General features: G+C 63.1%; 9 protein-coding genes. 2 read left to right on the top strand and 7 right to left on the bottom strand.

What is annotated here, in order from left to right; genetic code table 11:
* Positions 1–93 precede the first annotated feature (93 nt).
* The 5 genes from topA to HU772_RS08265 all read right to left on the bottom strand — a co-directional run bounded on the left by topA (position 94) and on the right by HU772_RS08265 (position 7,402).
* Positions 94–2,703 (bottom strand): type I DNA topoisomerase, encoded by a 2,610-nt coding sequence (gene topA / locus HU772_RS08285; protein ID WP_186659815.1) that lies wholly within the window; start codon positions 2,701–2,703, stop codon positions 94–96.
* A gap of 100 nt (positions 2,704–2,803) precedes the next feature.
* Positions 2,804–3,055 (bottom strand): DUF1653 domain-containing protein, encoded by a 252-nt coding sequence (locus tag HU772_RS08280; RefSeq protein ID WP_186659813.1) that lies wholly within the window; start codon positions 3,053–3,055, stop codon positions 2,804–2,806.
* A gap of 78 nt (positions 3,056–3,133) precedes the next feature.
* Positions 3,134–4,309 (bottom strand): acetyl-CoA C-acyltransferase FadA, encoded by a 1,176-nt coding sequence (gene fadA / locus HU772_RS08275; protein ID WP_186659811.1) that lies wholly within the window; start codon positions 4,307–4,309, stop codon positions 3,134–3,136.
* 31 nt (positions 4,310–4,340) lie between these two features.
* Positions 4,341–6,488, bottom strand: coding sequence for a fatty acid oxidation complex subunit alpha FadB (gene fadB, locus HU772_RS08270; protein ID WP_186659809.1), 2,148 nt, complete (start codon positions 6,486–6,488; stop codon positions 4,341–4,343).
* A gap of 476 nt (positions 6,489–6,964) precedes the next feature.
* A complete protein-coding gene (locus HU772_RS08265; RefSeq protein WP_186659807.1) occupies positions 6,965–7,402 on the bottom strand; it encodes a hypothetical protein in 438 nt (145 codons plus the stop codon).
* Between the two features lie 110 nt (positions 7,403–7,512).
* Between HU772_RS08265 and HU772_RS08260 the strand changes: the two genes are divergently transcribed.
* Positions 7,513–7,953 (top strand): universal stress protein, encoded by a 441-nt coding sequence (locus HU772_RS08260; RefSeq protein WP_186659805.1) that lies wholly within the window; start codon positions 7,513–7,515, stop codon positions 7,951–7,953.
* 117 nt (positions 7,954–8,070) lie between these two features.
* On the opposite strand, the gene HU772_RS08255 is transcribed toward HU772_RS08260, so the two are convergent.
* On the bottom strand, positions 8,071–9,999 hold the full coding sequence (locus HU772_RS08255) for an ATP-binding cassette domain-containing protein (protein WP_186659803.1): 1,929 nt from the start codon (positions 9,997–9,999) through the stop codon (positions 8,071–8,073).
* Positions 10,000–10,206: 207 nt separating this feature from the next.
* On the opposite strand from HU772_RS08255, the gene HU772_RS08250 reads away from it, so the two are divergent.
* Positions 10,207–12,135 carry a transglycosylase SLT domain-containing protein gene (locus HU772_RS08250; RefSeq protein WP_186659801.1) on the top strand — a complete coding sequence of 643 codons (1,929 nt, stop codon included), beginning with the start codon at positions 10,207–10,209 and terminating at the stop codon, positions 12,133–12,135.
* Between the two features lie 117 nt (positions 12,136–12,252).
* Here HU772_RS08250 and HU772_RS08245 read toward each other — a convergent pair whose 3' ends face one another.
* Positions 12,253–13,056: an MOSC domain-containing protein gene (locus HU772_RS08245; RefSeq protein WP_186659799.1), complete on the bottom strand. Its 804-nt coding sequence runs from the start codon at positions 13,054–13,056 to the stop codon at positions 12,253–12,255.
* Positions 13,057–13,066: the final 10 nt, after the last annotated feature.

The raw sequence follows: 13,066 nt of genomic DNA, 5'->3' as shown, positions 1-13,066 counted from the left end.
TCGGCGCACCGCCGCTCCCACAGATATCAAAAGGTACCTGTGGGAGCGGCGGTGCGCCGATGCGACTTGCCCCGCGACGAGCTGCGACTCAGATCAGCGCTTGTCTTCGACCTTCCACGCCTTGCCATCGAAGAACGCCTTCCAGCCGGTCGGCTTGCCGTCGACCTCGGACTGCACATACTGCTCCTTGGTCTTGCGGCTATAGCGAATCACCGCCGGGCGACCATCCGGGTCCTTCTGCGGCGCATCGCAGAGGAAGTGATACTTCGGATCGATCTCGTGCTTGTGCGGCACGATCTCCAGCACCAGCGGCGCACGGGTCTCGCGGTTCTTCGGGAACTGGCTGGCGGCCAGGAACAGGCCCGAAGCACCGTCACGCAGCACATAGGTGTCATCGACCTTTTCGCACTTGAGCTCAGGCATGTCCACCTTGTCCATCTTCGGTGGCGCCGCCTCGCCGCTCTTGAGCAGCTTGCGGGTGTTCTTGCAGGTCGGGTTGGTGCAACCAAAGAACTTGCCGAATCGGCCAGTCTTGAGCTGCATCTCGCTACCACACTTGTCACACTCCAGGCTCGGCCCTTCATAACCCTTGATGCGGTAGCTACCTTCCTCGATCTCGTAGCCAACGCAGTCCGGGTTGTTACCGCAGATGTGCAGCTTGCGTTTCTCGTCCAGCAGATAAGCATCCATCGCCGTGGCGCAGATCGGGCAACGGTGCTTGCCACGCAGCACCAGCGACTCCGATTCACCCTCGTCGTCGGCGGCAATCTCGTCGCCAGGCACCAGGTTGACGGTGGCCTTGCAACGCTCCTTCGGTGGCAGGCTGTAGCCCGAGCAACCGAGGAACACGCCGGTGGACGCGGTGCGAATCATCATCGGCCGACCGCACTCCTTGCACGCGATGTTGGTCAGGGTCGGCTGGTTGGCGCGCATGCCATGCTCGCTGGACTCGGCGGTCTGCAGCTTCTTGCTGAAGTCGCCATAGAACTCGTCGAGGACGTTCTTCCAGTCACGCTCGCCCTGGGCTACATCGTCGAGGTTCTCTTCCATGCCGGCGGTGAAGCCGTAGTCCATCAGGTTGGCAAAACTCTCCGACAAACGCTCGGTGACGATGTCACCCATTTTCTCGGAGTAGAACCGGCGGTTGTGCAGCGTCACGTAACCGCGGTCCTGGATGGTCGAGATGATCGCCGCATAGGTCGACGGGCGACCGATCCCGCGCTTTTCCATTTCCTTGACCAGGCTGGCTTCAGTGAAGCGCGCCGGCGGCTTGGTGAAGTGCTGGCTTGGGTCAAGCTGGATCAGCTTGAGTGTCTCGCCCTGGGCCATTTCCGGCAGCACGTCATCCTCGCCCGGCTTGCTCTGCTGGGGCAGCACACGGGTATAACCGTCGAACTTGAGGATACGGCCCTTGGCGCGCAGCTCGTAGTCGCCGGCCACCACGGTAACGCTGGTGGACAGGTACTGCGCCGGCGGCATCTGGCAGGCCAGGAACTGACGCCAGATCAGCTCGTACAGGCGCTCGGCATCACGCTCCATGCCGCTGAGCTTGGTCGGATGCGTGCTGACATCGGAGGGACGAATCGCCTCGTGCGCCTCTTGCGCCCCTTCCTTGCTGCCATAGACGATCGGCGCGGCGGGCAGGTACTGCTTGCCGAATTCTTTCTCGATGTAGCTACGCGCCATCTCGACGGCATCCGTCGACAGGTTGGTCGAGTCGGTACGCATATAGGTGATGTAGCCGGCCTCGTACAGACGCTGGGCCATCATCATGGTCTTCTTCACCCCAAAGCCCAGGCGGTTGCTGGCGGCCTGCTGCAGGGTGGAGGTGATGAACGGTGCCGAAGGCTTGCTGCTGGTCGGGCGGTCTTCACGCTTGCTGACGCTGTAGCTGGAGGACTTGAGTTTCTCCAACGCGGCCATGGCCTGGGCTTCGTTGAGCGGTTTGAAGGCTTCGCCTTTCTCGCGCGCCACTTCGAAACGCACCTTGGCGTTCTTCGCGGTCCCCAGGTCGGCGTGAACTTCCCAGTACTCTTCCGGGTTGAATGCGCGGATCTCGCGCTCACGCTCGACCACCAGCTTCACCGCCACCGACTGCACACGGCCAGCCGACAGGCCACGGGCGATCTTGGCCCACAGCAGCGGCGAAACCATGTAGCCAACCACGCGATCGAGGAAACGACGCGCCTGCTGGGCATTGACCCGATCGATATCGAGTTCGCCCGGCTGGGAGAACGCTTCCTGGATGGCTTTCTTGGTGATTTCGTTGAACACCACGCGCTTGTAGCGGCTGTCGTCACCACCGATGGCTTCGCGCAGGTGCCAGGCAATGGCTTCCCCCTCGCGATCCAAGTCGGTTGCGAGATAGATGGTGTCGGCATCCTTGGCCAGGCGGCGCAATTCCTCGATCACCTTCTCCTTGCCGGGAAGGATCTCGTACTTGGCCTTCCAGCCGGCCTCGGGGTCGACGCCCATGCGTGCCACCAAGGTGCGGCGAGCCTTCTCCTTCGGCGACAACGCCGGGGCCTCGGCCGCAGTCTTGCCGCGCTTGGCCGCCGGTTCCTTGCTCGCACTGGCGGAACCGCTGGTGGGAAGGTCTCGGATATGGCCGATACTCGACTTCACCACGTACTGGCTGCCCAGGTACTTGTTGATGGTCTTGGCCTTGGCCGGGGATTCCACAATGACCAGCGATTTGCCCATGGATCGGAGTATTCCTGAATCTGAAGATGAAAAACGCGTCAGGTGCCGGACGCGGCACCGCTATATATAGTGGCAAAAGAGTGAGGTCAAGCGCGGTCTATCACTCGTGCGCCTTGCCATGCAGCTCAGGCAAGCCTTCTTCGGCCTTGACCAAAGCAAAGCGTGGCACCTGCTCGCCGTCAACCTCGACCGACTCCTGGAACATCGAAAGCGGCCTGACCCAGAAGCTGTAATCACCATACAGGCACTGGTAGAAGACCATCCACTCTTCGCTCTCGGAATGGCGCGCCGCGCTGAATACGCGGTACTCAGGGCCTTTGTAATGCCGGTACACACCAGGTTGTATCTGCATGTCGCTCGCCCTCTTGAACAAATCCTGTAAAAAACAAAAGCCGGGGCACAGGGCCCCGGCTGCTGTCATGCAACGCGATCAGACGCGTTCGAAGACAGTGGTGATGCCTTGACCCAGGCCGACACACATGGTGGCGACGCCCAGGGTACCGCCATTTTGCTTCATGACGTTGAGCAGGGTGCCGGAAATCCGCGCACCAGAGCAACCGAACGGGTGACCCAGGGCAATGGCGCCGCCGTGCAGGTTAACCTTCTCATCCATCTTGTCGAGCACTTTCAGATCCTTGAGCACTGGCAGGGCCTGTGCGGCAAAGGCTTCGTTGAGCTCGAAGAAGTCGATATCGGCGATGCTCAGACCCGCGCGCTTGAGCGCTTTCTGCGTGGCGGGCACCGGACCGTAGCCCATGATCGCCGGATCGACACCGGCCACGGCCATCGAGCGGATCACCGCCAATGGCTGGATGCCCAGGTCCATGGCGCGCTGACCGGACATGACGATCATGCACGAAGCACCGTCGGTGATCTGCGACGAAGTACCGGCAGTGACGGTACCGCCTTTCGGGTTGAACGCCGGCTTGAGCGACGCCAGGCCCTCGAGGGTGGTTTCCGGGCGAATGGTCTCGTCGTAGTCGAAGACCTTCAGGAAGCCGTTCTCGTCGTAGCCCTGGATAGGGATGATCTCGTCCTTGAACTTGCCTTCGACGGTTGCCTTGTGGGCAAGCTGGTGCGAACGCAGGCCGAACAGGTCCTGTTGCTCACGGGTGATGCCGTGCATCTTGCCCAGCATCTCGGCGGTGAGGCCCATCATCCCGGAAGCCTTGGCGGCGTGCAAGGACAGGTGCGGGTTAGGGTCGACGCCATGCATCATGCTGACGTGGCCCATGTGCTCCACGCCACCGACCACGAACACATCGCCGTTGCCGGTCATGATCGCCTGGGCAGCGGTGTGCAACGCGCTCATCGACGAGCCGCACAGGCGGCTGACGGTCTGCGCCGCCGAGGTGTGCGGGATCTGGGTCATCAGCGAGGCCATGCGCGCGACGTTCCAGCCCTGTTCCAGGGTCTGGTTGACGCAGCCCCAGATCACGTCCTCGACTTCTTTCGGGTCGACCTTGTCGTTGCGCTCCAGCAGCTTGCTGATCAGGTGCGCGGACAGGTCTTCGGCGCGGGTGTTACGGTGCATGCCACCCTTGGAGCGGCCCATCGGCGTGCGACCGAAGTCGACAATCACCACGTCTCTTGGATTCAGGCTCATATCAATATTCTCGCTCTAGCTCGTTGGGCGCTCAGTTGAAGAAGCGCTGGCCGTTCTTGGCCATTTCGCGCAGCTTCGCAGTGGGGTGGTACAGCGGCCCCAGGTCGGCGTACTTGTCGGCCAGTGCGACGAACTCGGCGACCCCGATCGAATCGATGTAGCGCAGCGCGCCACCGCGGAAGGGAGGGAAACCGATGCCGTAGACCAGACCCATGTCGGCTTCGGCGGCGGTTTCGACGATGCCGTCTTCGAGGCAGCGCACGGTCTCCAGGCACAGCGGCACCATCATCCAGTTGATGATGTCCTCATCGCTGACTTCACGCTGCTCGAAGACGATCGGCTTGAGCACGTCGAGCACGCTGGCGTCGGCGACCTTCTTCGGCTTGCCGCGCTTGTCGGTCTCGTAGGCGTAGAAGCCCTTGCCGTTCTTCTGGCCCAGGCGATTGGCCTCGTACAGGGCGTCGACGGCGGAGCGACGGTCGTCCTTCATGCGGTCCGGGAAGCCTTCGGCCATCACGTCACGGCCGTGGTGACCGGTGTCGATGCCAACGACGTCCATCAGGTAGGCCGGGCCCATCGGCCAGCCGAACTTCTCCATGACCTTGTCGATGCGCACGAAGTCGACACCGGCGCTGACCAGCTTGGCGAAACCGCCGAAGTACGGGAACAGCACGCGGTTGACCAGGAAGCCCGGGCAGTCGTTGACCACGATCGGGTTCTTGCCCATCTTCTTGGCGTAGGCAACGGTAGTCGCGACCGCGACTTCGCTGGACTTCTCGCCGCGGATGACTTCCACCAGCGGCATCATGTGCACCGGGTTGAAGAAGTGCATGCCGACGAAGTTTTCCGGACGCTTGAGCGCCTTGGCCAGCAGGTTGATAGAGATGGTCGAGGTATTGGAGGCGAGGATCGCGTCGTCCTTCACCTGCCCTTCCACCTCGGCCAGCACTGCCTGCTTGACTTTCGGGTTCTCGACCACGGCCTCGACGACGATGTCGACGTTGGCGAAATCACCGTAGGACAGGGTCGGACGAATGGCGTTGAGCGCCTCGGCCATCTTCGCCGGGGTCAGACGCCCCTTCTCGACGCGCTTGCCAAGCAGCTTGGAAGCCTCGTTCAGGCCCAGCTGGATGGCTTCCTCGCGGATGTCCTTCATCAGGATCGGCGTGCCCTTGACCGCCGACTGGTAGGCGATGCCGCCACCCATGATGCCGGCGCCGAGCACGGCGGCCTGCTTCACGTCGTGGGCGATCTCGTCATGGGCCTTGGCCTTGCGCTTGAGCTCCTGGTCGTTGAGGAACAGGCCGATCAGGCTTTCGGCGACCGAGGTCTTGGCCAGCTTGGCGAAACCGGCGGCCTCGACTTCCAGGGCCTTGTCGCGGCCAAAGTTGGCGGCTTTCTGGATGGTTTTGATGGCTTCGACCGGAGCCGGGTAGTTCGGGCCGGCCTGGCCAGCAACGAAGCCCTTGGCGGTTTCGAAGGCCATCATCTGTTCGATGGCGTTGAGCTTGAGCTTCTCGAGCTTGGGCTGGCGCTTGGCCTTGTAGTCCAGCTCACCGCTGATGGCGCGCTTGACCAGGTCCAGGGCACCGGCCTGCAGCAGCTCAGGGGCCACCACGGCATCGACGGCGCCGACTTTAAGGGCGTCTTCGGCACGGTTTTCCTTGCCCGAGGCGATCCACTCGATGGCGTTGTCCGAGCCGATCAGGCGCGGCAGGCGCACGGTGCCGCCAAAGCCTGGGTAGATGCCCAGCTTGACTTCCGGCAGGCCGATCTTCGCGGCACTGGACATGACCCGGTAGTCAGCCGCCAGGCACATCTCCAGGCCGCCACCCAGGGCGATGCCGTTGATGGCGACGACGGTCGGCACCTGCAGGTCTTCGAAGTCACTGAAAATGCGGTTGGCTTCCAGGTTGCCGGCGACCAGTTCGGCCTCGGGCAGCTTGAAGTTGTCGACGAACTCGGTGATGTCGGCGCCGACGATGAACACGTCCTTGCCACTGCTGACGATCACGCCCTTGACCGACGCATCGGCCTTGATCGCGTCCACTGCCTGGCGCAGCTCGTTCAGAGTGAGGCGGTTGAACTTGTTGACGGACTCACCCTTGAGGTCGAACTTCAGTTCGACGATGCCGCTTTCAAGAGCCTTAACCGTGATGGCTTTACCTTCGTAAATCATCAACTGATCTCCACGATATGGAAGCTGAACTGTACACGCCGATCGCTGGCGAATGGGCCGGTGGCTCCGGTCCCTTCCCCAGGCACACCCGTCGGCGCGCTAATCGGGATTCTGTAAGAGCCGTCTGACATACAAACGCTCAATTCATACGCCCGTTTGATTTGGGTGTGCACACATTCTCCGAAAAGATCGGCGTTGTCAAATGCTGCCGAGCACCTTGAAAACGCGACTTTCCAGTCATCTTCTACCCGCTGGGCAGGAAACATGATGACAGTGATTGCCGATCATTCATGTCAGCGATAGACCATCGACGAGCGACGGTGGCTGCATTTTTTAAACGCGCCGCGCCGCGCTGGCGACACTGCTTGTGATTACAAGTGTTTCCGGCCTGCCTGGCCTTTTTCTGCATGGCAGAACGCACTGCGGCGCGCTGGAGCTGAAGAGCTCCGGCGCGCCGCAGTGCGTTTACGGGCAGGTCAGGCGAGGGTATCGAAGAACCGGGCAATATCCTGCAAAACAGATTTATCGCCCCGCTCGCTCCAGTACAGGACGATCATGCGGCTGTCGGCCTCGACCTTGTAAACCGTCGCCGGCAATTGCGCGAAGACCTCGACCAGGCGCGCCTCCTCGCAAGGCTCGCGCCACTGGTTGCACCACACACCCGGGGAAACCTGCCAGTAGCACCAGCTGTCCACGCGGCCGCGGCGACGCGCCCGATGGTACTGCGGGCAAGGGCTTGGCGGCTCCTTTTCCAGCCAGTGCGGCCACTGCTGCGGCGCCAGTTGCATGGCCAGGCCCATGCGCCGCGCCTCCAGGCGCAGGCTCATCTGCTCGCCCTGCTTGCGCGACTGGCGCAACCAGGCCAGCGGGCTGAGCATCACCGCAAGGATTGACACCACCAGCCATACCGTCATATCTGTAGACCTTATAAAGCGTTGCAAATGAGCGGGTTATCCAGGTTTCACCAACGCCCCGCACGAAAGCGACCATACTTCTACTATCGCGATTGTCAGGAGTACTGCACATGTCCTATGAACATCTTCTGGTCGCCGTCGACCTGACCGAAGAATGCGACCCGGTGATCAAGCGCGCCAAAACCATTGCCCTGGCCAGCGGGGCCAAGGTGTCCCTGGTGCATATCGTCGAGCCCATGGCCATGGCCTTCGGCGGCGATGTGCCGATGGACCTGTCGCAGTTGCAGCAGCAACAGTTCGACCAGGCCAAGGAGCGCATGGAGCGGCTGTTCAACAAGTATCCGGACATCCACAAAGGCGACTCGCACCTGGTCTATGGCCAGCCGCGCCAGGAAATCCACGAGCTTGCCAAGAAGCAAGCCTGCGACCTGATCGTGGTTGGCAGCCATGGCCGCCACGGCCTGGCGCTGTTGCTGGGCTCCACCGCCAATGACGTGCTGCACGGCGCGCCGTGCGATGTATTGGCGGTGCGGTTGCAGAAAAAAGAATAAATCTACCTGCTCCGGCCTGTTCGCGGGTAAACCCGCCCCCACAGGGGTACCGCTGCCTCAAGAGCAGCGACCCACCTGTGGGAGCGGGTTTACCCGCGAACAGGCCAGGGCAGGCAATTAACCTTCCAGCTCAGCCCAACGCTCCACCAGCACATCCAGTTCACCCTGCAGCTTCTCAAGCCGGGCCAACACCGCCGAGGTTTCAGCGATGGGGCGCTGGTAGAAGCTCGAGGCATTGACCTCTTCCTGCACCTCGGCCATTTGCCGCTCCAACGCATCAATCTGCCCCGGCAAGGCTTCCAGCTCACGCTGCAACTTGTAGCTGAGCTTCTTCTTCGACGCGTCGGGCGCCGCGGCAGCCGCTGCGGGCGCAACCACCTCAGCCACCGGCTCGACCACCGCGCTGTTGAGCTCGGACTTGCCGCCCTTGCTCTCGGTCACACCCAGCAACTTCGGCGAGCCGCCCTGACGGATCCAGTCCTCGTAACCACCGACATACTCGCGCACCCGCCCTTCACCCTCGAACACCAGGGTGCTGGTGACCACGTTATCGAGGAAGGCCCGGTCGTGGCTGACCATCAGCACTGTACCCTTGTAGTTGGACAGCACCTCTTCGAGCAGCTCGAGGGTTTCCACATCCAGGTCGTTGGTCGGTTCGTCCAGCACCAGCAGGTTGGCCGGTTTGCTGAACAGCTTGGCCAGCAGCAGGCGCGCGCGCTCGCCGCCCGACAAGGCCTTGACCGGGGTACGCGCACGCTGCGGGCTGAACAGGAAGTCGCCGAGGTAGCTGAGCACGTGGCGGTTCTGGCCATCGATCTCGATGAAGTCGCGGCCTTCGGCCAGGTTGTCGATGACCGTCTTTTCCAGGTCGAGCTGGTGACGCATCTGGTCGAAATACGCCACTTCCAGCTTGGTACCACGCTCGACCTTGCCGCTGGTCGGCTCCAGATCGCCGAGCATCAGCTTGAGCAAGGTGGTCTTGCCGGTACCGTTGGCGCCGAGCAGGCCGATGCGGTCCTGGCGCTGCAACACCATGGAGAAGTCCTTGACCAGTTTCGGCCCGCCGGCATGGGCGAAGCTGACGTCCTCGAGCAGCATCACCTGCTTGCCGGACTTGTCCGCCACTTCGATCTGGATGTTGGCCTTGCCCTGGCGGTCACGGCGCTCGCTACGCTCGACGCGCAGCGCCTTGAGCGCGCGCACGCGACCTTCGTTGCGGGTACGCCGGGCCTTGATGCCCTGGCGAATCCATACCTCTTCCTGGGCCAGGCGCTTGTCGAACAGCGCGTTGGCAGTGGCCTCGGCGGCAAGCTCGGCCTCCTTGTGCACCAGGAAGCTGGCGTAGTCGCCGTTCCAGTCGATCAGCCCGCCACGGTCCAGTTCGAGGATGCGCGTGGCCAGGTTCTGCAGGAAGGAACGGTCGTGGGTGATGAACAGCACGGCGCCATTGAAACCGCTCAGGGCCTCTTCGAGCCAGGCGATGGCACCGATGTCCAGGTGGTTGGTCGGCTCGTCGAGCAGCAGCAGGTCGGGCTCGGACACCAGCGCCTGGGCCAGCAGCACACGGCGGCGCCAGCCACCGGAAAGCTCGGCGAGGGTCTTGTCGGCTGGCAGTTGCAGGCGGCTCAGGGTGCTTTCCACCACCTGCTGCAGACGCCAGCCGTCGCGGGCCTCCAGCTCGTGCTGGACATGCATGAGCTTGTCCAGATCCTCGTCGCCGTGAATGTTCTGGCTCAGGTGATGGTACTGCGCCAGCAGCTCGCCGACGCCATCCAGGCCTGCGGCGACCACGTCGAACACGCTGCGCTCGTCGGCCACCGGCAACTCCTGCGGCAGCTCGCCGATCTTCAGGCCTGGCGCACGCCAGATATCGCCGTCATCGGGCTTCTGCTCACCCTTGACCAAGCGCAGCATGCTCGACTTGCCCGTGCCGTTGCGGCCGATGATGCACACCCGCTCACCTCGGGCGATCTGCCAGGAAACCTTGTCCAGCAGCGGCATGGCGCCGAACGCGAGGGACACATCGCTTAATTTGAGCAGGGTCATGATCATCTCCAAAAACCGGGCGCGCATTCTACCTGACTTGCCCCGCCACGGCATCAGCGACGCGTGCCCCGCTGCCCTGCGTCGGATAACAACTCGATACAAGCACAGTGCTTTCGCCGCTCCCCGGCAAACGGCTAAGCTAGGCAGTAATACCCAACAGTGCTGGCTCCGCCGTCACTCTCACTGGTTCAACTGCCCGGACGTATCATGCGCAGCCGCCTGTTACAACTTGCTTCCGCCCTGCTGCTCACCGCCACTGCCGCGAGTGCCGCACAGGCTGTCGACCTCAGCCAACAACGCCAGTACTACGATGAAGCCAAGCGCGCCCTGGCCAAGGGCGACAAAGGCCCGTACCTGCGCTACGCCCAGGCCCTGCGCGACTACCCGCTCACGCCATACCTGGCCTACGACGAGTTGACCGCGCGCCTGAAGACCGCCAGCAACGAGGAAATCGAAGGTTTCCTCGCCGCCCATGGCGACCTGCCCCAGGCCAACTGGATGAAACTGCGCTGGTTGCGCTGGCTGGCCGAACGCGGCGAGTGGAACACCTTCAATAAATACTATGACCCCAAGCTGAACTTCACCGAACTGGACTGCCTCAACGGCCAGTACCAGCTCAGCCACGGCCAGCGCGCCGAAGGCTTCGCCAGCGCCGAAAAACTGTGGAACGTCGGCAAGTCGCAACCCACCGCCTGCGACACCCTGTTTGCCCTGTGGGCCGCCGAAGGCCAACTGACCGAGGCCAAGCGCTGGCAGCGCGCCAAGCTGGCGGCCCAGGCCCGCAACTATGGCCTGGCCACCAGCCTGGTGAAGACCCTCACCACCCTCGCCCCCCAGGGCAAGTTGCTGATCGACGTGGCGCAAAAGCCCGAACTGCTCAACCAGCCTTCGCGCTTCACTCCGGTCAACGAAGCCATGTCGGACGTTGTCAGCCTCGGCCTGCGCCGCCTGGCCCGCCAGGATCCCGAGCAGGCCATGGCGCTGCTCGACGACTACGCCCAGCGCATGCACTTCTCCCGCGACGAGAAAGTCGCCATCGCCCGCGAAATCGGCCTGACCCTGGCGCGCCGCTACGACCCGCGCGCCCTCGACCTGATGACCCGCTACGACCCCGAACTACGCGACAACACCGTCAGCGAATGGCGCCTGCGCCTGCTGCTGCGCCTGGGCCGCTGGGAAGATGCCTATGAGCTGACCAAACGCCTGCCCCAGGACCTGGCCAGCAGCAACCGCTGGAAATACTGGCAGGCGCGCAGCCTTGAGCTGGCGCAGCCGAACAATCCGCAAATCCCGCTGCTGTACAAGACCGTTGCCCGCGAGCGCGACTTCTACGGTTTCCTCGCCGCCGACCGGGCGCAGACCCCTTACCATCTGAACAACAAGCCACTGGCACTGAGCCAGGCGGTGATCAACAAGGTGCGCAACACCCCGGGCGTGCGTCGCGCCCTGGAGTTCCACGCCCGCGGCCAGATCGTCGAGGGCCGCCGCGAGTGGTACCACGTCAGCCGCCACTTCAACCGTGACGAAATGGTCGCCCAGGCACGCCTGGCCTATGACATGCGCTGGTACTTCCCGGCCATCCGCACCATCAGCCAGGCCCAGTACTGGGACGACCTGGATATTCGCTTCCCCATGGCCCACCGCGACACCCTGGTGCGCGAGGCCAAGGTCCGTGGCCTGCATTCGAGCTGGGTATTCGCCATTACCCGCCAGGAGAGCGCGTTCATGGAGGACGCCCGCTCCAGCGTCGGCGCCAGCGGCCTGATGCAATTGATGCCGGGCACGGCCAAGGAGACCGCGCGCAAGTTCAGCATTCCGCTAGCCTCGCCGGCCCAGGTGCTCAACCCAGACAAGAACATCCAGCTTGGCGCCGCCTACCTGAGCCAGGTGCACAGCCAGTTCAACGGCAACCGCGTGCTGGCCTCGGCGGCCTACAACGCCGGCCCCGGCCGCGTGCGCCAGTGGCTCAAGGGCGCCAAGCACCTGAGCTTCGATGTGTGGGTGGAATCGATCCCGTTCGATGAGACCCGCCAGTACGTGCAGAACGTGCTGTCGTATTCGGTCATCTACGGGCAGAAGCTCAATTCACCGCAGCCGCTGGTGGATTGGCACGAGCGTTATTTCGACGACATGTAAGTATCTGCATTACCGGGTACACCCGCCCCCACAACAACGGCGCATGGCGCAACGCCTGTGGGAGCGGGTTTACTCGCGAACATCGACACCTTGCACGGCTTGAGGCTGTCCGGCGAACTACTCCAGCACTTCAACCGCCATCCCCACCTTCAGTTCGCCCTCGCCATCCACCGCCAGGTTCTGGCCAAACAGCACATCCCCTTCCCGTTCGCGGAATGTCTTAAGGGTCGTCAGCGGCTCCCGGTCCGGGCTGCGTTCGCCAGTGGCGGGGTCGAGAGTGGTGAGAATGCAGCGCACACTGGGCTTGAGCACACGGAAGGTCATGGCGCCGATGCGGATGCGTTTCCAACCGTCTTCAGCGAAAGGCTCGGCGCCTTCGACCACCAGGTTCGGGCGAAAACGCAACATCTCCATGGAGCGCCCCACCCGGCGGCTCAGCTCATCCAGCGAGGCCTGGCCAATCAGCAGCAGCGGAAAACCATCTGGGAAGGCCGCCCGGTCACTGTTCAAGCCGTAGCCGCTGGGCAGGTAACGGGCGCGCTGTTCGGGGCAGTACACCAGCCTGACCGATTTACCCAGCAGCTCACTGAGCCAGGCCGCAGCGGCATCGCCGGCATCAGGCACGCGCAAGGTGTCACGCCAGATGGTGACGCCCCGCAGCTCATCATCGGCGCCCGGCACCGGCACTTCCAGCACTGGCCACCCCGGCGCAGCCAGCAGCAACTGACCCTGGGCAGCATAATCGGCACTGATCTGCCCGAGCTGCGGCCAGGCCCGCTGCGTGAGAAAACGGCCATTCTCCGCCTCCACCACCAGCCAGCGCCGATCTCCCTGCAACCCCAGGTTGCCCACGGGAGATGCCAACAGGCTCTGGGCCTGTGCCGACTTCACCGGATAACGATACAACGCACTCAGAATCATCCTTGCCCGC

It is taken from the genome of Pseudomonas xantholysinigenes (genome assembly GCF_014268885.2).
Taxonomy (GTDB): Bacteria; Pseudomonadota; Gammaproteobacteria; order Pseudomonadales; family Pseudomonadaceae; genus Aquipseudomonas; species Aquipseudomonas xantholysinigenes.
This window is presented reverse-complemented; position numbering and strand designations above follow the sequence as displayed.

Coding starts and splice junctions, on each gene's coding strand:
- HU772_RS08280 (WP_186659813.1), bottom strand. CDS start 3,055: ATGCAGATACAACCTGGTGTGTACCGGCATTACAAAGGCCCTGAGTAC.
- HU772_RS08250 (WP_186659801.1), top strand. CDS start 10,207: ATGCGCAGCCGCCTGTTACAACTTGCTTCCGCCCTGCTGCTCACCGCC.
- topA (WP_186659815.1), bottom strand. CDS start 2,703: ATGGGCAAATCGCTGGTCATTGTGGAATCCCCGGCCAAGGCCAAGACC.
- HU772_RS08265 (WP_186659807.1), bottom strand. CDS start 7,402: ATGACGGTATGGCTGGTGGTGTCAATCCTTGCGGTGATGCTCAGCCCG.
- fadA (WP_186659811.1), bottom strand. CDS start 4,309: ATGAGCCTGAATCCAAGAGACGTGGTGATTGTCGACTTCGGTCGCACG.
- HU772_RS08245 (WP_186659799.1), bottom strand. CDS start 13,056: ATGATTCTGAGTGCGTTGTATCGTTATCCGGTGAAGTCGGCACAGGCC.
- HU772_RS08255 (WP_186659803.1), bottom strand. CDS start 9,999: ATGACCCTGCTCAAATTAAGCGATGTGTCCCTCGCGTTCGGCGCCATG.
- HU772_RS08260 (WP_186659805.1), top strand. CDS start 7,513: ATGTCCTATGAACATCTTCTGGTCGCCGTCGACCTGACCGAAGAATGC.
- fadB (WP_186659809.1), bottom strand. CDS start 6,488: ATGATTTACGAAGGTAAAGCCATCACGGTTAAGGCTCTTGAAAGCGGC.